Below are 24,394 nucleotides of genomic sequence, written 5' to 3' on the forward strand. Positions count from 1 at the left end.
AGGAGGTTTATTTCAGAAAATGCTCATCCCGATTAAAAGCTGGCCAGTTCACTGCGATTTTAAAGTTGAAACATCCATTTGGTGTTTTCATATTGAAGGGATGTGGAGCAAATGTCTGGCAATCCGCCACCCATCTCCTCAGTCTGTATCTTCACAGACAGAAAAAAGGAGGAATCACCTGGTCTGTCAGCAGACTCGGACTGGAATGCAGCTGATTTGCAGCTAGGCTTACGTTACTTCAATTAATAGACCCAATTCTGTTCCGATTAATTAAACCCTCCCATCGCCACCACCGTGGTCACCCAGACGATCAGGCATGAGATGAAAATCCCGATGGTATTTGCCAGAAAAGCCTGTCTTCTATCCAACCCGAAGAGATACCCCGCAATAGTCCCCGCATATACTCCAGTGCCGGGAAGCGGAATCAGTACAAAGACCATAAGCCCCCAAAAACCATACTTCTCCACATTTTTGCCAGCTCCTGCTTTGGCTCTACGACCTACGAAAATCGCTGCTTTCTTGTAATGGTACCATCTCATGAAATAGCGATTGACCACATCCAAAAAAAACGACATCAAGGGAAAAACCAACACATTGGCAACAAAGCAAAGGACAAAGGCCAAATAAATATTTATGTCATTCAAGAGGGCATAAGGGATACCAAGTTTCGCCTCTCCAAAAGGGGAAATGCTCCAAAGCATGGCAATAAGTAGGTCGAGAAACATGGAGTGGTGATTAGATGCGGCAAAAGTAATGAATTCACCGACCCTTACGCGGACGATGACTTCAAAGTATTGCTAGAAACGCATTTCAGTGCAAAAGGATATTTCTTTTTCGAATCATGATTCGGCTCATCCTTACTCTAGAATTGACGTTTCCTCGGGTCGATGAGATCAGACTATGGCCTTCTGCTTAGGTTCTGTTTTTATTTTATTTTTTTCCGCACCGTCCTAGCTAAAACTACGAGATCCCAGCGCTACTCGCCAATAGGAAATCGGCACAAATCCATGGCTACGAAGATTGCCGGGCTACTCCCCACCCGAAAAAACAATTTAACGCAGCAGGTCATTTTTCATCCTAAAATGTATCTTGTTTGAGTGAAAAAATTCATTATTCCAGCTATCGCATTTGTAATTTTTATCGCCGGCCTCGTATCGATGGCACTGCCTTTTGTGCCATTGGGCTGGCTTTTTATTGCTACTACTTCCTTGCTTTTGGCCCCATATATTCCGTTTATCCGGAAATTTATAGGCTGGCTCTCGAAGAAAGACAAGACGGGATTTGTCGAAAAAGCCGGAGAAAAAGCAGCTGACCTCTACCGCTGGGCAGGAGATAAAAAACGGGCCAAAAAACTGGAATCCATCATCGAAGAGAGTATTCCAACCCAAAAAAACGACGATTAAAAACTCGATGAAACTTGTCTTTCAAGCATAATCTAACATGACTTTACTGGCACAAAGGGTAAAATCTCCAGTATCAGCGATCATTTCCACTTTGATCCCACCCAGCCAAAATCCTCAGAAAACGTATATTGGAACAGACTAGATTTGGTGCTGCCCATTTGCACCGGTACATTAAGAAAGGACTGCTATGAAAAAATTTGACGCCATCATCATAGGTTCCGGGCAGGCAGGGACGCCCCTCGCATTCAGATTGGCGAAGGTAGGAATGAAGGTCGCTCTGATCGAGAAAGAACATCTCGGAGGCACCTGTGTCAATGATGGATGTACGCCCACAAAAGCCTATGTCGCCAGTGCCCGCCGGATGTGGGACGCTATGCACGGGGCCGAACTTGGAGTTTCAATTCCAGCCGGAGCAAAAGCCGACCTTAAAAAGATAAAAACGCGCAAGGATTCCTTGGTCAAAACTTCAGTGGATGGAATAAAACAGGGCATTCAGGAAAGTGAAAAACTCACACTGTTGGAAGGAGAAGCGAAATTTATAGACCAAAAAACGCTGGAAGTAAATGGAGATAAGCTAACAGCTGAGCTGATCTACATCAACGTAGGCGCCAGGCCTGCGAGTCCGGAGATTTTTGCGGATGTCCATCATCTGACCAACAAAAGCATCCTAAAATTGGAAACAGTCCCAACCCATCTGATCATCATTGGCGCCAGCTACATCGGTTTGGAGTTCGGCCAGATGTTCAGGCGCTTTGGCAGCAAAGTCACCATCATAGAGCAGGGAGATCACATAATCCACAAGGAAGATGAAGAGGTAAGCAATGCCATCCGGGAATTTCTAGCCGAAGAAGGTGTCAAGTTTAAGATGAATTCCAAAGTAACTCAGGCTAAAAACACCAAAGGAGGCATTCAATTGACCTTGGAAACCAATGGCAAGGCTTCTAAGGTGTCAGGTTCCCACTTGTTGCTTGCTGTCGGCAGGAAGCCAAACTCCGACTTGCTCAATCTTGAAAAAACCGGCCTCAAGCCAGACAAAAAAGGATTTATCCCGGTGGATGATTACCTCGAAACATCCGTCAAAGGCATATTCGCACTTGGGGATTGTAATGGAAAAGGCGCATTTACCCATACCGCTTACAACGACTATGAGATAATAGCGCAGAACAGCTTTGATGGAAAAGACAGAAAAGTATCCGATCGGATTACAACCTACGGACTGTATATAGATCCACCGCTTGGGAGAGCTGGTCTGACGATCCGCGAAGCCAAAGAAAAAGGCTATAAGGTGAAAATTGCCCACAAGCCTATGGATGAAATTGCGAGAGCAAAGGAAAAAGGAGAAACAAAGGGTTTCATGTCTGTACTCATCGATGCCGATACTGACAAAATTCTCGGTGCCTCTATCTTGGGAGTGGGCGGAGACGAAATCATCAGCGGCATCCTCAATGTTATGTATTCACAGCAGCCCTATACCGTAATCAGGGATAGCGTAGTCCCACATCCCACCGTGGCAGAGCTGATCCCCACGATGCTGGGAGATCTCAAATGAAGTCAGAAAGCTTCCTCCAACTATCGACATTTACAAATGAACACCGGAGGCTTCGATCTCCCGACCGAGAAAAATCTGGGCTTGTTTTCCAAAATCGCCGGGATTGTCCGTGGTGCAAAAACGGCGCGTCTCCCCCCGGCTGAGTCGGGACTCCAATTCCGGATGTCGCGCCAGATAGTCCACCAGGCTCTTCGCCACGATCTCGCCCTGACTGACCAGCTTCACATGAGCAGGCACATGCTTTTTCAACTTTGGCATCAGGAGCGGATAATGCGTGCAACCCAAGAGCAGCGTATCTATTTCCGATTCCTGGGCAAAGAGTTGTTCGAGATATTTTCTCACGAAATAGTCCGCCACCTCGCTTTCGTGCTCATCGTTTTCAATCAGCGAAACCCACAGCGGACAGGCCTGCTGGAAAACCTCCACTTCTGGCCAGTATTTTTCCATCTCGATCGGATAAGAATCTGATTTGACTGTGCCGATGGTGCCCAGTATGCCCACCTTGCCGGATTGGGTATATTGTCCCAGGACTTCTGTGGTCGGTCGGATCACTCCCAGGATTCTCCGTGTGGGATCGACCGTATGGGGCAGATCCAGCTGTTGGATATTTCTCAGCGCCTTCGCACTTGCCGTATTGCAGGCCACAATGACCAAGGGGCAGCCCATCTCAAAAAACCACTGCATTGATTGCCAAGTGTATTGGTACACCGTCTCAAAGCTACGGGATCCATAGGGTGCGCGGGCATTATCACCCAGATAAAGGTAGTCATACTGGGGCAAAAGGGTTTCGATTTCCTTGAAAACCGTAAGGCCGCCGAAGCCGCTGTCGAAGATGCCGATGGGAGAATGATTGGAATTCATATTGGATAGCCAAGGTCTGCAATTTGGATTTTTAAACGTAAAAGATCTTTGGCCCAAGTGGACAATTACTCCAAAATCTCAAGGTATGGAGGAAATCAGTAACGCACTCACCAACTCAGCAAAGAGCAAGTAATAGAAGCCCTCAACCCTTCTGTTCCTCTCCTACTCCTTTCGAATCACCTGCACCGCATCCAGTCGAACTCTCGCTTTTCTGATCAGGGCGGACAAGGTAGTTCGGTCTTCAATCGCAGCCTGGATTTCGTCCGCCCGGATGTCTTTATTCTTTTTTTGCAAGGTGGTAAGGCGGTTGATTTCATGATCCAGGGTACGCTTCATCCGTTCCAAACCCTTTTCTATTTCCTGCTCGGCCATTTCCTCGGCGATCTCGGTGGCGGATGAAATCATATCAGGCAACATCCTATCCACGAAATGGTCATTCCCCAGCAAGGGATCGATTTTGTCAGGAACAATACTTTTATTGAGCATGGCCACAGCGTAGCTGTCCGTCACTTCCTCTCCGGTATGGTCAACCACAATTCTCAGTGGAGTATGGGGAAGGAAGCGGTCGATGTCAACGCGTTGCTTTCCGGAAGTTTCTAGGACGAAGATCAATTCAAGTAGCAGCCCAGGTTTGCCCGTCCCCCGAATCAGTCCACAGCTGGCGGTTCCAAGGCTGGAACTTAACACCTTGTCAATCGCTCCCGTCGCCATGGGATGATCCCAGGTCAAAAAGCTCACATCCTCCCTGCTGAGCGCCCGCTGTCTGTCGAAGGTAGCCTGAACTCCCTCCTTTGGGATAGCCGGAAATACTTCCGCGCTGAAGGAGGCCGGATGCAGCAGATAGGTGCGGGCAGCGAGGTCTTCCATCTCAATGTCAAAATGCCGGAAAACTTTGGTCAGATAGGTCTCAAGCGCAGGGTCTTTATCTTCCTCCTTGATTCGACTAATCAGTCGTTCGGCAACTTTCGGACGAAAGGAATTCATCTCCAGCATACTGTCACGCCCTTCGGCCATGTTTTGCTTCAGCACTTTTTGATAGTCAGCTGTTTCGGAGATTAGGGCTGCCAATTCAGATTCGGCGGCTTCAAATGAGGCCATCTGCGAAATAGCCAGCAGTCGATGGCTGAAACGCTTGGAGATCACATTTCCTCCTTCGAGGTTGGCGTTAAACGCATCCATGCCTTCATGAAACCACCTCACCAGCAGTTCTTGAGGCGTACCCTTGATATAGGGAATATGAATTGTGATGTCCTTTTTTTGCCCGATTCGGTCAAGGCGGCCGATTCGCTGCTCCAGCAATTCGGGATGGAAAGGCAGATCGAATAGGACAAGGTGGTGTGCAAATTGAAAATTGCGCCCTTCACTCCCTATTTCGGAGCAAAGCAGGATCTGTGCACCATCTGGCTCCGCAAAATAAGCGGCATTTCGATCCCGCTGCACCAGCGTCAGGTCTTCGTGAAAAACGCTCGCGTTAAATTCCGGAAACGCACTCAGCGCCGACTCCAAGGCCAGCACCTTTTCCTTGGAGGTGCAAATCAAGAGGATCTTTGCGGGATCTATTGCCTCCATTTTCCCTACCAGCCACTTCATCCGCGGATCCTCACCAAACCAAAACTCCTGATCAGTTCTTCGTTCAGAAGTATTTTCCATGTCGTTGTAAAACTCCTTTCGCAGACGCTCGGTCCATAGTTCTTGATTTGCTTCGTCCTGAAGCGGGATCAACTGAGCCAGCCGCTTAGGAAATCCGCTCATGGCCAATCGGGTATTTCTAAAAAGCACTCTTCCCGGCCCGTGTTGATCGAGCAAATCCTCGATCAGGTTGTGGGTTGCTCCTTCCACTTTTTTGCCGAGTAAGGCGATTCTCTCTTTGGAAAAAATTGACTCCAACAGGGCTATTTCCTTCGTTTTTAAGACTTTGCCTCCGGAAAGTTTCTCGACAATCGCAGCAATATCCTTGTTGCCGTCATGTTCGTTGATGAAATCAAGGTAGTTGTTATACCGATTGGGATCAAGTAGCCGCAACCGTGCAAAGTGACTTTCCACCCCCAGTTGCTCCGGTGTAGCAGTCAGGAGCAAAAGGCCTCTGGCTTTCTGACTCAACAACTCCACAATACCATACTCGGGACTAACCTCGTCCACAGCCCATTCAAGGTGATGGGCCTCGTCCACCACCAGCATATCCCAAATGGCAGAGACGGCTTGCCGCGTCCGCTTTGGAGAGCTTGCCAGAAACTTGATGCTACAGATCACCAACTGATCGTCGAGGAAAGGATTCCCCTCAGGCGCACCTTTTTCAAGAGACTTACAACGCTCTTCGTCGAAAATATTAAACCACAGATTAAACTTGCGCAAGACCTCCACAAACCACTGGTGAACCAAGGACTCCGGAACCAGGATAAGTACCCGAGAGATCCTCCCAGTCACCAACAAGCGATGCAAAATCAGGCAGGCTTCTATGGTTTTTCCCAATCCAACTTGATCTGATAGCAACACCCGCGGTGCAAACCTAGAGCTCACCTCATGAGCGATGTACAGTTGATGTGGAATCAGATCTACCTTTCCCCCTACAAATCCATGCACTGGTGATATTCTTCGTTTGTAATTGTAATCGAGCGTCTGCCGGCGCAGGTCGAAAAGCTCGGGCGAGTCCACATCTCCCGCAAACAGCCGGTCCTCAACGGTGTGAGCACTCGTCACGTCACCTAGCTCGGCCTCGGAGATCTCCCGGTCAACTCCGAAATAGACATAAAGTCCATCTTCCAACGCAACCTCTTCGATCAGCATCGCCCGACCTTGCTGGTCTACGACGACATGTCCGGGTTTGAAGACCGTCCGTAGCAAAGGAGCGCTTTCGATCGAATACAATCGCACCTCGCCTGCTATCGGAAATGTAACTCGGACTTTCCCTTTGCTGACTTCTGTCACCATACCGACTCCCAGCTCAGGCTCTCCAGCACTGGTGTATCGTTGGTTTAGTATAAATTCTCCCATGTGATGGTTTGATGTTTGGATTACGAAAAATCCTCTCGGGTTTCACTTCGTATCCGCACAAAGGTAAGGGTCTAGGGCGGCCCCGCTGGAAAAAGGATTGTGATTATGAATAAAACTATGCCTCAATCAATCTCAATTCCATCTTAAAAAACCTCCTGTCAAAGAACCCGATCAAATCCCCCAATCCAAAAAAAACATCATCCTCGAAACAAATCTCTATCCCAGCAAAGCACCAAACAACGTTTGAATACACTCTAAATCATTCGCCTATGCAAGGACCATTGTCAAAAAAATATACAACTTAGCCATCAGAACAAGCCCCAAAAACCCCTATGCTATTAATTCCTGACGAGAAAATCAGCAAACTACTCGACTACGACAGACTGATCAACGCACTGCGGGAGATCTTCCTGTCAAACTACACCATGCCTGTAAGACACCATCACTTTTACAAAACCCCCGCCGGAGAAGACAACACCCTGATCCTCATGCCTGCTTGGAACGATGAGTTTATGGGCATGAAGCAGGTGACCGTTGCTCCAGCGAATACCACTCGAAACCTACCTTCCATCTATGCGCAATACATCCTGAGCAACTCTCAGACCGGACAGCCTTTGGCGATCATGAACGCAACTGAGCTCACTGCACGGAGAACCGCCTGCACCTCGGCACTCGCCTCGGCGCACCTTTCCAGAGCGGATTCAAGACACCTCCTAGTAGTCGGCGGAGGAAGTGTCGCAAGACATCTGGTTCAGGCCCATTCGGTCCTTCGGAATTTCGAAAAAATCAGTATCTGGATGCGAAATCCCGAAAAAATGGATGCGTTCGTAGCGGATCTGGCTGTGCAGGGATTCCCTGCTCAAGCTGTCAAAAACCTGGAAGCATCGGCTCGCGAGGCAGACATCATCGCGTGTGCGACGCTTTCGAAAACTCCGATTATCAAAGGAACTTGGTTAAAACCCGGAACGCACCTAGACTTGATCGGATCTCATAAACCTGACACCCGCGAAACAGACGATGAGGCCATCTGCAAAAGCTCAATCTTTGTAGACTCTCGCGCCGGTGCGCTACATGAAACCGGCGAACTTGCACTGCCCATCGCCAATGGCATCGTCTCCGAAGCAGACGTCAAAGCCGACATTGCGGAATTGATCAGAGGCATTCATCCGGGCAGAACCTCCGATGAAGAAATCACCCTCTTTAAATCCGCCGGTCTGGCGATAGAAGACTTAGCGGCGGCTTTGCTGGTGTATAAGAGCTTTAACAATTAGCACAAGGAAAACCGATACGCACCCGGTCTGGAAGTATGCCTCTCGATGCTTTTCCTTACATTTTGAAAGCCTGTGATCTACTGAAGCAAATAGAAAAGGGTGGAAATCGTTGTCGACGATTCTGAAGACACTCCGCAAGCAACTTCCAGAACTGAATCTATTCTGACGAACCTTAAGCAGCTATTACAGGTTCTAACCAAATGTTCCCGCGAAATATAGATCCAAAAACAAAAAAAAGAGGACGCCAATGGTTAGCGTCCTCTCCCTATTAATTGGTCTTGCCTCAATTAAGCTGTCCAAGAGTTTTTACTTCTTTTGCTCAATCGTGATTTTGTGAATCTTGCCTGAAAATTTATCAGACGCTCCATAGTCCATGATCCAGGTTCCTTCATCCATACCGACATCAGCCAAGTCATCGACAGAGAAGATCCCGGGTTGAGTTTTGTCGATGCGACCTTCGGCCACTTTTGTCCCGTCAACAGATAACGTACCTACGCCTCCTTTTCCCGGTCCACCACCTTCATAAGCAAAATTGTATACAATCGTATGTCGCCCCACTTTCATTGCCTGCTTGGCAATGATCTCAGTTGAGGTCAAGCCTAAGTAATTGTAACCGAATGCAGGCTTGCCATCTTTCACATACAAAGTAAGTCCGCCAAATCTGCCACCTTGACAAACGATCACCCCATTTCCATTCGCATCCACTTCCACGTCTGCAGTTATCGAATACCCGACATTTCGAAGATCGATGAAAATATCAACGCCCATCCCACGCATGCCTTCCACATAGGTAACCGAAGTTCTGTCTCCCAGTACAGTTGGACGACCTACAGCCGCTGCGTTGGTACGTATCAACAGGCGATCATCGATCGGCAATACATGATATTTCTCCGCTTCTGTCATAAATAGTGCTTTCATCGCCTCCAGCTTTTCTGGATTGTCAGAAGCCAAGTCTTTCGCCAGACTGAAATCTTCGCTTGTGTTATATAGATTCCAAGCATCTTCCTGAAGTGTCTGCAGCGGTGTCGGCAGCCAAGGCAAGCGATGGATTGTCCTTGCCATCCAGCCATTTTCGTAAATGGCTCGGTTTCCAAACATCTCAAAATACTGAACCGTGTGTTTTTCTTCAGCACTTTTCTCATTGAATGAATAGACCAAACTGGTGCCTTCAATCGGATCCTGAGCGATCCCATTTACTGTATTTGGAGACGGTATATTAGAGATTTCATAGACCGTCGGAGCGATGTCAATCACATGTCCAAACTGAGACCGGATTTCTCCTTTGGATTTGATTCCATTGGGCCAATGAATCACCATGCCATTGCGAGTCCCTCCAAAGTCAGACCCGACCTGTTTGGTCCAGGTGAATGGTGCATCCATTGCCACAGCCCATCCCGCAGAAAAGTGCGGATAGGTGCTCGGTGAGCCCCATTCATCATAGTGAGCTAGCATTTCCTGGACGGTCTCCTGTACACCGTTAAAATAAGTCATCTCGTTGTACATGCCGTTCATCTGTCCCTCGGCGCTGGCGCCATTGTCTCCGGCGATGTAGATGATGATCGTGTTGTCTATCTCGCCCAGTTCCTCGATCGCAGAGACAAGTCTTCCGACTTCGTTGTCCGTGTGGGAAGCAAAGCCAGCATACACTTCCATTTGGCGTGCAAACATCTTTTTTTCCTCTGCCGAAAGTGTCTCCCAATCCTTGATATCTTTTGGCTTGGGAGCCAATTCTGTCGTCGCCGGAATAATCCCCAGTTTCTTCTGTCGGGCGACGGTTTCAGCACGAACCTGATCCCAACCCTGATCAAACTTTCCTTTATACTTGTCTATCCATTCTTTTGGCGCATGATGCGGCGCATGGGTCGCCCCGGGGGCGTAGTACATGAAAAAGGGCTTGTCAGGCTGAAGTGCTTGTTGCGTTTGAACCCAGGAGATTGCCTGATCAGTCATATCCGTGGTGAAGTGGTAATCCGGGTCTTTTGGAGTTTCGATGAGCGTCACGCCATCATAGATCAAGGGCGACCACTGATTGGTTTCTCCACCAAGGAATCCATAAAACTTCTCGAACCCTGAATGTGCTGGCCAACGGTCCATAGGGCCGTTGTTTGAGATTTCCCACGGTGGAACCTCGTGTGATTTCCCAAATTGGCCGGTATTGTAGCCATTCTGTCTCAGCACTTCTGCCAGTGGCGTGATCGACTGAGGTCGAACGCCGGTGTATCCGGGAAAGGTGGTGGCGGTCTCGGTGATCACCCCCATGTTGTTGGAGTGGTGATTGTAGCCCGTCAGCAGAGCCATACGGGTCGGTGCGCAAAGTGCCGTGGTATGAAAGCGATTGTATCGCAAGCCACCATTGGAAAGCCGATCAAATGTCGGCATTGAGATCGGCCCACCGAAACTTTCGCTGGCGCCAAAGCCCATGTCATCGATCATTACGATGATGACATTCGGTGCGCCCTTGGGAGCAGTCACATCAAATCGCGGCGGAGCGGTAGCATCGCGCACGTCCAATTCCGAGTATTTCGGCCGAATGGGTGCTTTGATGGGAAGCGTAGTTCGATCTAGTTCACCTGAAATGGTAGCTTGCTGCGCATCCGCGGGGGTATGCATCGAACAGGAAACAAGCAGACCACCGAGTACTATCGACGCTGAAAAGTTTTTCATAGAAATAAAAAGAATGATGATCCCTAAAGCTAGAAAAAATATTCCGACAACTCGATTCGTTGAAGATGAAATCCAAAACTCGGCATGCTATTTTTTCCAAGGTACTTCACCAACCGCCGACTTTTTCCAGTGATTGAAACTCTCTACAAGACCAAAAACACAACATTGGTCATCGCTCTCCGGCTATCGAGAGGTTTTCCCTCTCCATTGACCAAGAAAATTTGATTACTCGCAGAGTTCAGAATATGCAGATTATTCACTATATAAATTGGGCAAAAAACCGAAAAGCCATACATCGAAATTTGATGTATGGCTTTTTCATTTCAGGGAGAATCAGTCTTACCGCACGACTTTTTTGTAGTCCGTGATCAGATGCTTGATAAAAAATTCCATCATGCGATCTCTATTCAAGGCGGTGTGGCCGCCGTCAGGAGCGATTTGCACCTCGATGCTTTTTCCAGCATCTTGGAAAGCCTTGATCAACTGGAGTGAGTTCGATGGGTGAACGTTATTGTCCGCTGTTCCGAAGAAGATCAGCAACTCGCCTTCCAGCTTGTCAGCCATAGTCATCAGGCTAAAACGATTGTAACCTTCCAAATTGCTCTCCAAAGTTCCCATGAAGCGCTCCGTGTAGATGTTGTCGTAGTTTCTCCAGTCGGTCACCGATGAGTTGGCAACTGCCGCATGAAACAAGTCAGGGAATCTCAAAAGCATCGTCGCAGCGGTTGTACCTCCATAGGACGTGCCATAGACGCCGACACGTTCTTTGTCAAAGTAAGGACGGCTATGGAGCGACTTTACGCCTTCGGCGAAATCATCCATCTCCACCAATCCCAAGTTACCGTACAGTTGATCCAATAACTTTTTGCCGCGTCCCCTTACATTTCTGCCATCGATATTCAGCACCAAAAAGCCGTATTCGGTCAATGGGTCTGGAGTCACGAAGGTCTCGCGGAATGCATTGGTGGCCGGACCGCCATAGTTGCTGAGAATCACGGGATACTTCTTGGCTGGATCAAAATCCGACGGAAAATGGATCAATCCATGGAGCTGCGTGACGCCATCTTTGGAAGTGAAGGTAAACATCTCAGCCTTTCTTAAGCCCAAGGATTCAAACTTGCTCATATCGCTCTTGGCGAGTTCAGCCACTTTTTTACCCTTGGCATCGATCAGATTGGTAAATGGAGCCACATCATGCGCCTGCGCCACATCCACGAAACATTTGCCGTCTGGAGAGATAGAAATCGTGTGATGGAGCGATGGGTCTGTAAGACGGACGTCCATGCTTCCATCGAAATTCACCCGGTGAAGCTGCATTTTCATATGGTTGTCACCGCTTCTGGCCATGTAGTAAAGCGTCTGATTTTTCTCATCAACTTTTACAATGTTGGCAACTTCAAAGGGATGCTTGGTGATCGTGCTTACCAGAGTGCCGTCAAAGTTGTAGAGATAATAGTTGTTGAAACCTGATCTCTCGGAAGCCCATATAAACTGGGTACCGTTGTCGAGTGGCTTCATCTCGGGAGAATTTTCCACCCAACTTGGAAGCCATTCCTCATGAATGATCGTTCGGCTCTTACCAGTCTTGGGATTGGCAGCACGAAGCTCCAGGACGTTTTGTAGCCTGTTTGTACTGTGATATAGCAGCTCTTTGCCGTCAGGCGTCCAGGAGATGTCATAGATATAAGTGCCCAAGTCTCCGTCATCGAACGGCTTTCCGTCCCGAATATCCAACTGCGTCAGTTTTTTGGTCTCCAGATCATAGACCATCAGATCCACAGGAAGATTGGGCTCCCCGACTTTGGGATAGGCTTCTATTTCCAAGGAATCGTATAGACTCAGTTGATCGAGTAGCACGTAGTATTTCTTCACCCCCTTTTCCTCAAACTTGTAAAAGGCGACCTTCTTGCTATCCGGAGACCACCACATGGCTGTATTTTGGCTGAGTTCCTCTCCGTATACCCAAGTTGCGATGCCGTACTTCACCTGGTTTTCCTCATTTCCGTCTGTGGTCAAAGCCGTCACATTTGTGCCGTCAGGATTGCTGATGTACATGTTGCGATCCTTGGTGAAAGCTTTCAAAGTTCCATCCGGCGACTCTGCCGAGTCATGCTGCCGACCTCTGGCAGGGCCGGTGCGTCTTCTGGGTTGAACTTGAGGAGCCTGCCCCACCTCGGTTACCTTCTTGGACTTGATATCGTACCGGAACAGTTTTCTGTCCTGGACATATTCAAAAGAGCTCCCTTCGGTATTCCATTTAGTCGAAAGTGCACCTGATTTTACCGCTGTGTAACTCTGAGGAGCGATTTTCTGGTATTGCTCATAGCCCGGCATTCGCTTGAGTTTGTCTTGGGCCTGGGTTACAGAGATCATGGCAGCCAAAGCGACCGCCAGGAAGAACTTATTCTTCATTTTCTATCTGGGTTAAAATTTTTCAAGTTTCGATGATAGCATTTTCAGTGCTAAAAAATGAAAGGAAATACACGGAAGGCGGGAGGTCGGAATTTGATGTCGCCTGTCGCATTCTAAAATCAACAATTTTCCCTACCCTGCTTCACTTCCTATGAATAACCCACTCCCATCTCTAGTCCAAGCTTAGCTATCGTCATCAAAGAAAACAGTTTTGTTCAGTGCCTTGGAAAAAGCGCTGCAATCTAGATCTCCCACAGTATCCTCGTTGAAATTAGACTGCAAAGGAATACCCGGAACTTTCCAAAAAACCCATAGCCCGGGAACTAGTTAGAAATGAGAGCTTCAATTCATTTAATCCCGAGGAATTCCATGAATTCAAAGTCTATTCAGTCCGCAGATCACAATTTGGGGCAAGAAATGCCAATTCTACAGTTACTAACAACTCACATTGTGGGGAGTTAATCAATTCAAAAATTAACCGAATTCTGTCGGAACTGATAAAGCAAACCAAAAATCTCAATGAACACTATGCGAAATCAATTACATTTTTGTTAATTTGAAAAGCATTTATCTCGTGAACACTCCGAATATTTATCACTCCACTGTCGTACCTCGAGATACACTTAACTCTATTTTAACCTACATGAACAGTTTTTCGAGTTCAGATTATACGACTCTTCGTTCGATCCCAGAGCTGCACAACGTGCCAGATGATCAGCTATTATGGCTACTGGCAAATTCAGAAATAAGAACGTTGCAGTTCGGTGAATTTCTATTTGAACCCGAAATGCCTCTCGACCACCTTCACTTCATTCTAGAGGGAAGCATAGATTCTTTTCTCATACAGGAAGAACAAAAAAAGATCATCTTTCAATATCAACAAGGTGGGATTTTGGGCTTTTTCCCGTATTCGGACAATCTAAAATCGGTCTCCTATTGTCAAGCAGCCTCCAGTCTCAAACTGGCATCCTACCCCAAGTCCAAGATCCAAGTACTTATAAGTCAGAACCCCGATCTCACCAAAGCCCTGGTCAAAATATTGGTTTCCAGAACCAATAATTTCACCACCCATACACTCCAAAATGAAAAAATGATTGCTTTGGGAAAGCTTTCCGCAGGACTTTCCCATGAATTGAACAATCCCATTGCAGCAATCCAACGAGACACTTCTGAGCTTGGCAGGCTATTCGTCGGCGATGAATTGCTTGACCTGCTGCTAGGAGGAACCGGCCTAGATGATGCGCAACAAGCAGCCCTTCATCAGGCGATGAACCAATGGAAAAAGTTAAGTCGCCCGCATGGAATGAAGCCATCTGAAATAATCGCTTTGGAAAAAGATTGGCTGGAAAAGCTCACTAGCTGGGGAATGAAAAACCCGGTTGAGGCCGCGGAAGTTTTTACCGACTCCGGCATCTCGGCCGAAGAAGTTGGGTATTGGGTCGAAAAAATTCCCTTTGAAAAGGCTGATTCTTGGCTTAGCGGGATTCAGTTTTTTCTCCAAAGCCAAGCACTAGTCTCGACGATCAAACGGGCAACCGAAAGAATAAATAATCTGATCGGGGCAGTAAAAACCTTCACACACAGCAACCAAGAATCAACCCGAACTCCGCTCGATCTAAGCAAAGGAATAGAAAACACACTGATTATCCTTGGCCATAAACTCAAAGTCGCAAAAGTAGAAATCGCTTTTTCGAAGCCCGACCTACCAGTCATCATCGCAGGCTACCCGAGCGAACTTAATCAGGTCTGGACTAATTTGATCGATAATGCAATCGACGCAGTGGCAGGAATCATCTCACCAAGATTGGAAATTCGCATTGTCCCCGAAAATGACAAGGTGTATGTATCAATCTCTGACAATGGTGCCGGGATCCCTGCCGAAGTCAAGGCCCGGATTTTTGACCCTTTTTTTACTACCAAAGGGATAGGAAAAGGCTCCGGCATGGGGCTTGATCTGGTAAATCAGATTATGCTGAAGCATGGCGGCAAAATTCAGGCCGATTCCGAACCGGGCAACACGACCTTCCTTCTGGAATTTCCAAAGAATTGATTGTGCATCGACCTATGCCAAAAAACCGTAGCTCTGAGTGACAGCTGCTCACTTTCCATAATTCCAACTTTCCCTATAATTTTTATAGACTAATTGCTTTAAGATTATTTTTCTTTGTATATATTTGTCACACTAACTATTGGTATGACACAGGAACTATTTGCCCGGTACTCTTTTCTACTCGACCGCACGGCCAGGAAAGTGAAGCAGTACGCCCAGCATCAGTTCAAGTCGGGCGAATTTGATGTGACCGTAGACCAATGGCTGGTGCTGAAAAATCTTTCAGAAAACGAGCTATTGAGCCAAACAGAACTGGCAAATTTGGTTTTCAAAGACAACCCAACCCTGACGCGGATCATTGATTTGCTTTGCAAAAAGGGCTACGTAGACCGGGTGCCACATCCTCTGGATAGGCGAAGTTTTCAACTACACCTGACCAAATCCGGGATTGACAAAGTCAACGAGCTCCGGCCCAAAATCTTGGAGATCCGGGAAAAAGCCTGGGAAAATCTGACGGGAAAGGATTTTGAGGAATTCAAAAGAATCCTGGATACGATCTATCAAAATCTTGATAATCAGGAATCGGAATAGTAAAAGTATTTAGCATACTAATTATATTTGTACGAACATTTTGGAATCTAACGGAGTCAAAACTCCCAAAGCCATGAACACAAACACGATCAACACTGACCTTTGCATCATCGGAGCCGGCCCAGTCGGACTTTTTGCCGTTTTTGAAGCAGGATTGCTCAAGATGCGTTGCCACCTGATAGATGCCCTGCCGCAGATCGGTGGTCAGCTTTCGGAGATCTATCCCCAAAAACCGATCTATGACATCCCCGGCTATCCGGAAGTGAATGCTCAGGATCTGGTGGACAATCTGATGGAGCAGGCCAAACCTTTCCAACCCACTTTCACACTCGGAGAGCGAGTGGAGCATTTGGACAAGCAGGCTGACGGTAGCTTCATCGTAACTACAAGCGATAAAACACACGTTCATGCGCAGGTGATTGTCATTGCTGGTGGTCTGGGCTGTTTTGAGCCGAGAAAGCCCGTTCTTACCAATTTGGAAAAGTACGAAGGCAAAGGGATTACCTATATGGTAAAAAATCCCGAGACCTTTCGGGACAAGAATGTCGTGATTGCCGGCGGTGGAGACTCCGCATTGGACTGGTCAATCTTCCTGGCGAAAGTCGCCAAGCGCGTAACTTTGGTTCATAGGAATGAGACCTTTCGTGGTACGCCTGATTCCGCTGCCAAAGTCTTTGACATGGCCAACCGAGGCAAGATCGACCTGATTTTATCTGCCAACCTGAAAGAAGTAAACGGTAACGGTAAATTGGAAAAAGTAATCTTGGAGGACAAGTGGAAGCAAGATCTCGAAATCGAAGCCGATTGCCTGATTCCTCTTTTTGGCCTGAGCCCAAAACTCGGCCCGATTGCAGACTGGGGCCTGAGCATAGACAAAAATGCCATCGAAGTGGATACCCGAGACTACTCCACCGGAGTCGATCGAATCTACGCCATCGGTGACATCAATACCTACCCCGGCAAGCTGAAATTGATCCTTTGTGGATTTCACGAGGCAGCGATCATGATGCATTCTGCCTTCAAGTATGTCTATCCGGATCAAAAACTCAGCTTCAAATACACAACCGTCAATGGTGTGAATGCATTCTAAAACTATCTTTGCACCATGGTAACATTCACAGTAGAAGATCAAGACGGCAATCGCCAAGAAATCGAAGCTCCAATCGACATGGGATTCAACCTCATGGAGATTCTCAAAGCTTCCGAATATCCCGTTTTGGCGACCTGCGGGGGCATGGCGCTCTGCGGCACCTGCCACATTGAAGTATTGGAGGGGAAAGACGGTCTCGGTGACGCCACCGATCCAGAACTCGACCAACTCGAAAACCTACCGGAATACTACCCTACTTCCCGGCTTTCCTGCCAGATCCGCGTAAGCGATATACTGGAGGGCGCGGTCGTGAAGCTCAGAGGCGAAGACGTTGTCTAAAAGTATCTAGTAGCAAGACGCGAGTATCAAGATTTTAGAGGCGAGAGTCAAGAAACAAAATTTAGAACCACCTGGAGACGGGTGGTTTTTTTTTCCAAATGGTTTAGTCAATTAAACAAGGCTTAAAACAAATGCGATTTTTCTTCTCCATAAATAGTTCTTTCCGTCAAATCCATCTGAAAAAATTCCGTAAGTAAAATCACCTTCCTTAGGGTTTTGGTTAAAAAGATCCAAAAGGTCAAAATCACTGTCGATACTTTTTGAAAAAGCCAATGTATCTACTAGCTCCCCTATTTCTGAAAAGGTGTTTAGAACTCTTTCATCGAAATCCAATTCAATGGAACTAGATTTTGTTTCTCGATACCAGTAAGAAAATGAACTATAGGAAGGCTTTGGTTCGCTTGTTGAGAAACCACGTTGTATTCTCCACAAAGTGTCTTCAAGAAAAGGCTCGCTTGGATATACAAAATATTCAAATGCGCCTTGTACAATATTTGTATCCAATAAATCTTGAATATCAAATGAAGAATTGATATGCGGAGAGAAACTCAGCTCACGTTCATAGTCTAACTCCTTGGAAAGGATGATTCTGGCAGTTCGTTTTTCAAAATCAAGGAAGATTGATTGCCCACCCATTTTCTTATACCAATGCGAGAAAGGAATTGCTGTGAATACCTGCATTTTTTCCTAAATCAGTTTACCCAAGGTAGCAAAGAGATTCAAATTTAGTCTTCCATATTTCCTTTGGTCCCGTCATAACCAGCCTAATTTACATTTTTCAGGCAGCGAAAGGTTTTGTTTTGGAACGGTAAATCCATTTTGCCATCAACGTTTGACGGAGGAACCCGAGCACACCACACCAAAAAGATCATTTGATTTTTCTGTATATTTCTCCATACAATCGGCCGAAAATGAAAACCTTAATCCTCTTCCTTCTTCTATTGCCCACCCTTGCTTTCTCCCAAATCAAGCCCGATGAAAGAGAAGCCGGGGTAAAAATCCACACGTTAATCGAGCAGTACTCCCAAGCACGGGAAACCAGAGACACGGTTCTTTTAAAAAAAATCCTGACTGAAGATGTGGACCAATTGGTTTCGAACGGCGAATGGAGGAATGGCCTCCGAGCAGCGGTCGATGGGATGCTCAGAAGTTCTACTGCAAATCCGGGAATCCGAAAGCTTAATGTGGACAAAATCAAATTTCTCAGTGATGAAATCGCCTTGGTAGATTGCAAGTACATCATCACCGATCCGAGTGGAACCGAACGAAATCTTTGGAGCAGCTTTACGGTGATTTTTCAAAAGAAAAGCTGGAAAATCTCTGCAATCAGAAACATGAATCCCACAGGGGACTAGCCAGTCCGCATTCCTACTTTCATGAAAACACTCTTTCATTTCATTCTGGCTCTTGCCCTTTTTTCTTCCTGCAAGACCTCTACCGACCCGCCAACTTTAATCTTAACTAACGGAAAAATCTGGACAGGCGAGTCGGACTCCTCTTTTGTAGAAGCGATAGCAATCCGAGGAAACACCATCCTGGAAACCGGCGACTCGGAATCTATTTCAGCGCTTGCCGGATCTGAAACAGAAGTCATCGACTTACAGGGCAAATTGGTCACTGCAGGATTCAACGATGCCCACATCCACTTCTTGGGCGGTTCTATGGGACTGACGCAGGTTGAGCTATCGGCTGCGGAAACCTTCAAGGAAGCCATGACCAGTATCCTCCAATTTATCGAGAGCAATCCCGACAAACCCTGGATCACCGGTAGAGGTTGGCAATATACTTTTTTCGAATCAGGTCTTCCGGATCATGAATCGATGAAAGCGCTCGACATCGATCGACCCGTGTTCATTCGCGCGTACGACGGCCACTCCGCCTACGCCAATCCGAAAGCACTGGAACTTGCCGGGATCACTCCCAAAACGACGTTCGAAGGTTTTGGCGAAATCGTCAAGGACAGCAAAGGCAATCCGACCGGAGCGCTGAAAGAAAATGCAATGGGACTGGTCGGAGATCTGGTACCGGAAACCAGTTTTGAGGATCAGTTGAATGCCCTGCGAAAAGGGATGGCATACGCGGCATCTCTTGGGATCACATCCATCCAAAACGCCAGTGGATCAGAAAATGACCTGCGTCTTTTCCAGAAACTGCACGAAAACGGGGAACTAACCCTTCGGTATGCAGCTGCATTCTCTGTGCAAGAAAAAACGAGCGATGCAGACCTTGCCCGGTTCAGTTTTCTCAAAGACAGCGTCGGCACTGCCAATCCCTGGATCCGGGCCGATGCGATCAAGTTCATGATAGATGGCGTCATCGAAGGCCATACCGGCGCGATGCTGGAGCCGTATTTCGATATTCCCAACGATGATCCGCTGGCTCTCGGCCAGCTGAATTTCACCCTTCCCCGGTACCAAGAACTAGTCAAAATACTAGACGCAAAAGGCTTCCGACTTTATACCCACGCCATCGGCGATCGGGGCGTTCGTGAGGTTTTGAATGCCTACGAGCTGGTCAACTCAAACGGAAAAAGACACCGGATCGAGCATATAGAAACCATCCATCCTGACGACATCGCCCGCTTTGCGAAAGCTGGAATTCTGCCGAGTATGGAGCCAATCCATGCCGAACCCGGCACCACGACAGTTTGGTCAAAGGCTGTTGGGGAGGAGCGTTTGCCCTATTCTTTCGCCTGGAGGTCACTCTTGGATGCGGGAGCGGAGTTGGTATTCAGCAGCGACTGGCCAGCCTGCATCAGTCTCGATCCAATCCGCGGCATTCATGATGCTGTCAACCGTCGCAATCCCAAAGGCTACCCGGAAACCGGCTGGATACCCCAAGAGAAAATCACCATCTACGAAGCGATGAAAGCCTACACATCCATGGGCGCGTATTCTTCTTTCGAAGAAGAGCGAAAAGGCTTCCTCAAAAAAGGTCACCTCGCGGATTTGGTTGTCTTTTCTCAGGATCTATTCTCTATCGACCCGATGAAAATCGATGAAACCGAGATTGAAATGACGGTTGTGGACGGTAAAAAAGTCTTTGAGCGGAAATAGAAAAAGGCCGGTTTCCCGGCCTTTGAATTGAAAACTTAAAGAATTAAGCTACTGTAAATGGTGATTAACAACCGCTTCCCTTTTTACTTTTCGTTTTTATAATAACGGTCATGGAAAAGATATCTTGCATCATTTGGTGCTTTTATCTCCCTTGACTCGGTATCAATCACCATCACTGGAGGAGTCGGGTCACCGGACTTAGCAGCTGTCCAGACAGGAACTCCTTCGCCGTTTGGATTCCCTGTTTTCACAAAATTCGTGAAGAAATTCAGGAAAGTCTCGGAGGTTTTGAAGTCATCCTTTGTCCAGGCGTATTCCTTGACCAAGTGCAGATTTCCCATGGCATACTCGATCTCGGCAGCATGTGGCGCACCCACTGGCTTCGGTGCCGGAGGTGCAGAATCGGCACTTTGCGTACCTCCTGCCAATCCTGAAACCCGGCTTTTGTCAACGAGTTCCGGACGGATTTTACTGTACAGATAGCGGTAAACCGGCTGGCTGCTGTGATTGCGATGCAGGTCAAACCACCTCCAAGTGCTGTATACGATAAATCGATCTGCTGCCAATGCCGTCGCAGACAGCTCCACTTGCTCGGGCGACTCATGCGGATGAAGCGTCAAAACTTCCTCCCAGCCTTCAGGATAGGATTCTTTTACTTTTGCGATGAAAGCGTCTTTGGTATAAGGCTGCCCCTGCATAAAAGCCATCCCCGGTATCTCTGCCGAGTTCCATCCGAGCAACAAGGGAACCTGGGCCTGCTCTCCAGCTTTAAATGTCTCAGGCAGCGTCTTGGTCAAAAAGTAATTGTCAACGACGACCGGAAAACCGAATCTGCCATCTTCCTGATATATTTCCAGCAGGTCCTTTGCTGACATTTTTCTCGCTTCAGCGATAGATTTGACTCCAGCTTTCGACAGAAAATCCCTCCCCGACTTCTCAGCTTCAGCCAATGAAACCGGTGCTAAAGTCGGATTGATCCCCGCTCCGCTTTCCCCTATAGCGCCATGAATCAGATTCCTAGAAAGCGGCGAAGCCATCTGATAGGAAACCGAGATCGAACCTGCTGACTCTCCGGCAATGGTCACCTGACTAGGATTGCCGCCAAAAGCCGCAATATTGTCCTTCACCCACTGCAGGGCCAGCGCCTGATCCAGCAAACCATAATTGCCGGAGCCTTTGTAGCTCGCTTCGGCACTGAGTTCGGAATGCGCCAAAAAGCCAAAAATCCCCAGCCGATAATTTACCGTCACTACGACCACCCCTTTTTTGGCCATGGACTCGCCGTTGTATCGAGGTTCCGAAGCATCTCCGGCTACAAACCCTCCACCGTAGAAGTATACCAAGACCGGCAAATCTTTACTGTTTCGTTTGGCTGGCGACCACACATTCAGTGTCAAACAATCCTCGGACACACCATCCGACCAGCTGTTCATCTCTCCAAACACCAGTCCTTGTACAGGACGCGGGCCAAACTTCTTGGTTTCCTTCACACCTGTCCAAGAAGCCGGAGGCACGGGCGCTTTCCAGCGGAGTTCACCCACGGGCGGCTTCGCAAAAGGAATCCCGAAATAGGTTGAAATCCCGTTGGTGACGTTGTAATTCCCTTCAATAACTCCATCTTTAATGGTAGCTTGGACGGGGAGGGAATTATCCGTTTGGGAAAAAGCCAGCGACGTCCCAAAAAAGAAAAGTAAAACGGCCTTTAGGTATTTTTTCATGGTTTGCAGGTTTTGGATTCTATTGTTACAAATGGAGACAATAATAGTTGCTTCTCCAGAAAAATCCTAGTTACTTAGACCGGAATTAGATCAAACATGCCCTTACCAGACTCATCCCAATACATTCCCCATCTCGCTTTTGACTCTGTAATCTTTGGTTTTTCCAAAGGAAAACTCAAGATCCTCCTCATGGAATACCACGCTACCGGCTGGCTGGCGCTACCAGGCGGATTCGTCAAAAAGGACGAAGATCTGGAAAATGCTGTCAAAAGAGGACTCTTCGAACGAACCGGATTGACAGACATTTATCTGGAGCAATTTCACACGTTTGGATCGATGGAACGGGCGCAGCCGAATTATATGAAGACCATCCTTCAGGCTAACGGTCATCCCGTACCGGACGACTATTGGATGCTGGACCGATTTTTCTCTATCGGCTACTATGCGCTGTTGGATTACGAGAAAGTCAACCTCACCCCCGATGCGCTCTCAGATTCCATTGCTTGGTATGAAGTCGAAACACTTCCCGAGTTGATCTTCGATCACGATAAGATTGTCCAAAAAGCACTTCAAACGCTTCGGGAAAACCTAGATCGAAAACTCATTGGTGGTAATCTTCTTCCGGAAAGGTTCACCATGAACGAGCTCCAATCGGTCTATGAGGCGATCTTGGGAGAAAAGCTGCGCCGTACCAGTTTTCAACGTAAATTACTCAGCCTAAACATCTTGGAAAGGCACGAAAAACTCTACACCGGCAAGAGCCATAAGGCTCCGTATCTCTATAGTTTCAAGCGTTGAAAATACGTTGATCAAACCCAAAAGCCATGAAAAACGCCATGTTACTTTTGATAGTATCCGCAGGACTCCTCTTTTTTTCCTGCGAAAGTAAAGTCGACAATCTCTTGATTTCTGTCGAATCGGTACCTATCGAGGGTGGTCTGATTTCCGGCAAAACCGACTCCAGCGGACAGGTCAAGATCTTCAAGGGAATCCCGTTTGCAGCTCCTCCAGTCGGTGACTTGCGTTGGAAAGCTCCTCAATCAGTCCTTCCGTGGAAAGGCATCAAAGCTTGTGTCGATAACCCTCCGGCACCGATGCAGAATCCCCCCGTTCCGTTTTTTGCTTGGTCTGAGGAGTTTCTCATCCCAAAAGAGCCCATCTCTGAAGATTGTCTCTACCTAAATATTTGGACCGCTCCGGAAAAATCCGGTGAAAAGCGTCCCGTCATGGTGTGGATCTATGGGGGTGGGTTTAACTCCGGAGGCAATTCCGTCCCGCTTTACGACGGAGAGGATCTGGCCAAAGAAGGCATCGTGGTCGTCAATCTCAATTACCGAGTCGGCATGTTGGGCTTCTTTGCCCATCCCGAACTCAGCTCAGAAAGCCCCGATCAAACCTCCGGCAACTACGGCATATTGGATCAGATTGCGGCTTTGGAATGGGTGAAGAAAAACATCAGCGCTTTTGGCGGAGATCCGGACAACGTCACCATCGCCGGACAGTCCGCCGGTGCTTTCAGTGTGAATGCATTGGTCGTGTCCCCTAAAGCAAAGGGACTTTTTCACAAAGCTATCGCCCAAAGTGGAGGGATGTTCAACCGAGGAACAGGATTGGTTTCCGGATTAGCAGGTGCGGAAGAAAGTGGCAAAAAATTGCTCGACACGCTGGGAATCTCGTCCATCGCTGCGCTGCGGGAGATTGCTGCAGACAGCATCCTGAAAATCCGAGGCAGATTCAGTGTTGTCATCGACGGCAAAGTCGTGCCGGGTGTAAAGCAAAGTTTTGAAGAGGGCACTTTCTCAGATGTCCCGCTGCTGACGGGTTGGAATGCAGACGACCGGGTCTCCGGAAATCTCCCAGTGACGCCGCAAGAGTTTAAAGCCAATGCAAAAAAACAATATGGCGGCCGTGCCGGAGAGTATTTGGAGCTTTTCCCAGCGGACAGCCCCGAGATCCTAGCTGAAACCCAAAACATGATGGGCGGACTTTTCTTTGGCATGCAAAACTACACCTGGGCCAAGATGCAAAGCGAAAAAGGCCAAAAGGACGCGTACATGTACTATTTTACCCGTATTCCCCCAGGCGAGCCCAGCTTTGGGGCGTTCCACTCGGCAGAGTTCAGCTATGCCCTCCACACGCTGAGAAACTGGAACAAGCCCTTTGAACCAACCGATTACGATCTGGAAAAGACCATGTCAGGGTACTGGCTCAACTTCGTGAAAACCGGCAATCCAAATGGAGAAGGCTTGCCAGAGTGGCCAGTCTTTGACCCAGAAAACCCAATGGTCAATGAACTTGGCGCTGAAGTCAAAACACGCGCTTTGCCATTTTGGCCACAGATGAAGTTTATGGAGAGTTTGAATAGGTAGCTCACCGGGTAATCCTGTTTCTCGAAAAGT

At 47.7% G+C, this 24,394-nt stretch carries 18 protein-coding genes; 11 read left to right on the top strand and 7 right to left on the bottom strand.

The features are described 5' to 3' along the window. Positions 1 to 266: 266 nt before the first annotated feature. Entirely contained in the window at positions 267 to 725 is a 459-nt protein-coding gene (locus tag ABD031_RS18650) for a COG2426 family protein (protein WP_343854168.1), read from the bottom strand. A 372-nt stretch (positions 726 to 1,097) separates the two neighbouring features. On the opposite strand from ABD031_RS18650, the gene ABD031_RS18655 reads away from it, so the two are divergent. Both ABD031_RS18655 and ABD031_RS18660 read left to right on the top strand, forming a co-directional pair. Continuing rightward, on the top strand, positions 1,098 to 1,403 hold the full coding sequence (locus ABD031_RS18655; RefSeq protein ID WP_343854170.1) for a hypothetical protein: 306 nt from the start codon (positions 1,098 to 1,100) through the stop codon (positions 1,401 to 1,403). 187 nt (positions 1,404 to 1,590) lie between these two features. Then, positions 1,591 to 2,952 (top strand): FAD-containing oxidoreductase, encoded by a 1,362-nt coding sequence (locus ABD031_RS18660; protein ID WP_343854171.1) that lies wholly within the window; start codon positions 1,591 to 1,593, stop codon positions 2,950 to 2,952. A 30-nt stretch (positions 2,953 to 2,982) separates the two neighbouring features. Here the strand turns inward: ABD031_RS18660 and murI are convergent, their stop codons facing one another. Next, a complete protein-coding gene (gene murI / locus ABD031_RS18665; RefSeq protein WP_343854172.1) occupies positions 2,983 to 3,813 on the bottom strand; it encodes a glutamate racemase in 831 nt (276 codons plus the stop codon). Positions 3,814 to 3,975: 162 nt separating this feature from the next. After that, the gene (gene rapA / locus ABD031_RS18670; protein ID WP_343854173.1) at positions 3,976 to 6,804 is read right to left on the bottom strand and encodes an RNA polymerase-associated protein RapA; all 2,829 of its coding nucleotides are present in this window, start codon (positions 6,802 to 6,804) and stop codon (positions 3,976 to 3,978) included. Between the two features lie 332 nt (positions 6,805 to 7,136). Here rapA and lhpI point away from each other — a divergent pair, with 332 nt between their 5' ends. Continuing rightward, entirely contained in the window at positions 7,137 to 8,075 is a 939-nt protein-coding gene (gene lhpI / locus ABD031_RS18675) for a bifunctional Delta(1)-pyrroline-2-carboxylate/Delta(1)-piperideine-2-carboxylate reductase (protein WP_343854175.1), read from the top strand. Between the two features lie 306 nt (positions 8,076 to 8,381). Here the strand turns inward: lhpI and ABD031_RS18680 are convergent, their stop codons facing one another. Continuing rightward, on the bottom strand, positions 8,382 to 10,739 hold the full coding sequence (locus ABD031_RS18680) for an arylsulfatase (protein WP_343854177.1): 2,358 nt from the start codon (positions 10,737 to 10,739) through the stop codon (positions 8,382 to 8,384). A gap of 339 nt (positions 10,740 to 11,078) precedes the next feature. After that, a complete protein-coding gene (locus tag ABD031_RS18685) occupies positions 11,079 to 13,151 on the bottom strand; it encodes a S9 family peptidase (protein ID WP_343854179.1) in 2,073 nt (690 codons plus the stop codon). Positions 13,152 to 13,794: 643 nt separating this feature from the next. Here ABD031_RS18685 and ABD031_RS18690 point away from each other — a divergent pair. The 4 genes from ABD031_RS18690 (at position 13,795) to ABD031_RS18705 (ending at position 17,221) form a co-directional block, all read left to right on the top strand. After that, a complete protein-coding gene (locus tag ABD031_RS18690) occupies positions 13,795 to 15,201 on the top strand; it encodes an ATP-binding protein (RefSeq protein ID WP_343854181.1) in 1,407 nt (468 codons plus the stop codon). A gap of 144 nt (positions 15,202 to 15,345) precedes the next feature. Then, the gene (locus ABD031_RS18695) at positions 15,346 to 15,792 is read left to right on the top strand and encodes a MarR family winged helix-turn-helix transcriptional regulator (protein ID WP_343854183.1); all 447 of its coding nucleotides are present in this window, start codon (positions 15,346 to 15,348) and stop codon (positions 15,790 to 15,792) included. A 73-nt stretch (positions 15,793 to 15,865) separates the two neighbouring features. Beyond that, positions 15,866 to 16,882 carry an NAD(P)/FAD-dependent oxidoreductase gene (locus tag ABD031_RS18700; RefSeq protein ID WP_343854185.1) on the top strand — a complete coding sequence of 339 codons (1,017 nt, stop codon included), beginning with the start codon at positions 15,866 to 15,868 and terminating at the stop codon, positions 16,880 to 16,882. A gap of 15 nt (positions 16,883 to 16,897) precedes the next feature. After that, positions 16,898 to 17,221 (top strand): 2Fe-2S iron-sulfur cluster-binding protein, encoded by a 324-nt coding sequence (locus tag ABD031_RS18705; protein WP_343854187.1) that lies wholly within the window; start codon positions 16,898 to 16,900, stop codon positions 17,219 to 17,221. 111 nt (positions 17,222 to 17,332) lie between these two features. On the opposite strand, the gene ABD031_RS18710 is transcribed toward ABD031_RS18705, so the two are convergent. Beyond that, entirely contained in the window at positions 17,333 to 17,902 is a 570-nt protein-coding gene (locus ABD031_RS18710) for a hypothetical protein (protein ID WP_343854189.1), read from the bottom strand. Between the two features lie 230 nt (positions 17,903 to 18,132). On the opposite strand from ABD031_RS18710, the gene ABD031_RS18715 reads away from it, so the two are divergent. Together ABD031_RS18715 and ABD031_RS18720 are read left to right on the top strand one after the other, a co-directional pair. Continuing rightward, the gene (locus tag ABD031_RS18715; RefSeq protein WP_343854191.1) at positions 18,133 to 18,576 is read left to right on the top strand and encodes a YybH family protein; all 444 of its coding nucleotides are present in this window, start codon (positions 18,133 to 18,135) and stop codon (positions 18,574 to 18,576) included. Between the two features lie 21 nt (positions 18,577 to 18,597). Beyond that, complete coding sequence (locus tag ABD031_RS18720; protein ID WP_343854193.1) at positions 18,598 to 20,277, top strand: amidohydrolase; 1,680 nt, start codon at positions 18,598 to 18,600, stop codon at positions 20,275 to 20,277. A gap of 83 nt (positions 20,278 to 20,360) precedes the next feature. On the opposite strand, the gene ABD031_RS18725 is transcribed toward ABD031_RS18720, so the two are convergent. After that, the gene (locus ABD031_RS18725) at positions 20,361 to 21,995 is read right to left on the bottom strand and encodes a carboxylesterase/lipase family protein (RefSeq protein WP_343854195.1); all 1,635 of its coding nucleotides are present in this window, start codon (positions 21,993 to 21,995) and stop codon (positions 20,361 to 20,363) included. A gap of 96 nt (positions 21,996 to 22,091) precedes the next feature. On the opposite strand from ABD031_RS18725, the gene ABD031_RS18730 reads away from it, so the two are divergent. After that, positions 22,092 to 22,793, top strand: a complete 702-nt coding sequence (locus ABD031_RS18730) for an NUDIX hydrolase (RefSeq protein WP_343854196.1) — start codon at positions 22,092 to 22,094, stop codon at positions 22,791 to 22,793. 26 nt (positions 22,794 to 22,819) lie between these two features. Then, the gene (locus ABD031_RS18735) at positions 22,820 to 24,364 is read left to right on the top strand and encodes a carboxylesterase/lipase family protein (protein WP_343854198.1); all 1,545 of its coding nucleotides are present in this window, start codon (positions 22,820 to 22,822) and stop codon (positions 24,362 to 24,364) included. The last annotated feature ends 30 nt before the right edge of the window (positions 24,365 to 24,394 follow it).

Origin of the sequence: Algoriphagus jejuensis, from assembly GCF_039523455.1 — a bacterium.
In the GTDB taxonomy this organism is placed as follows: domain Bacteria; phylum Bacteroidota; class Bacteroidia; order Cytophagales; family Cyclobacteriaceae; genus Algoriphagus; species Algoriphagus jejuensis.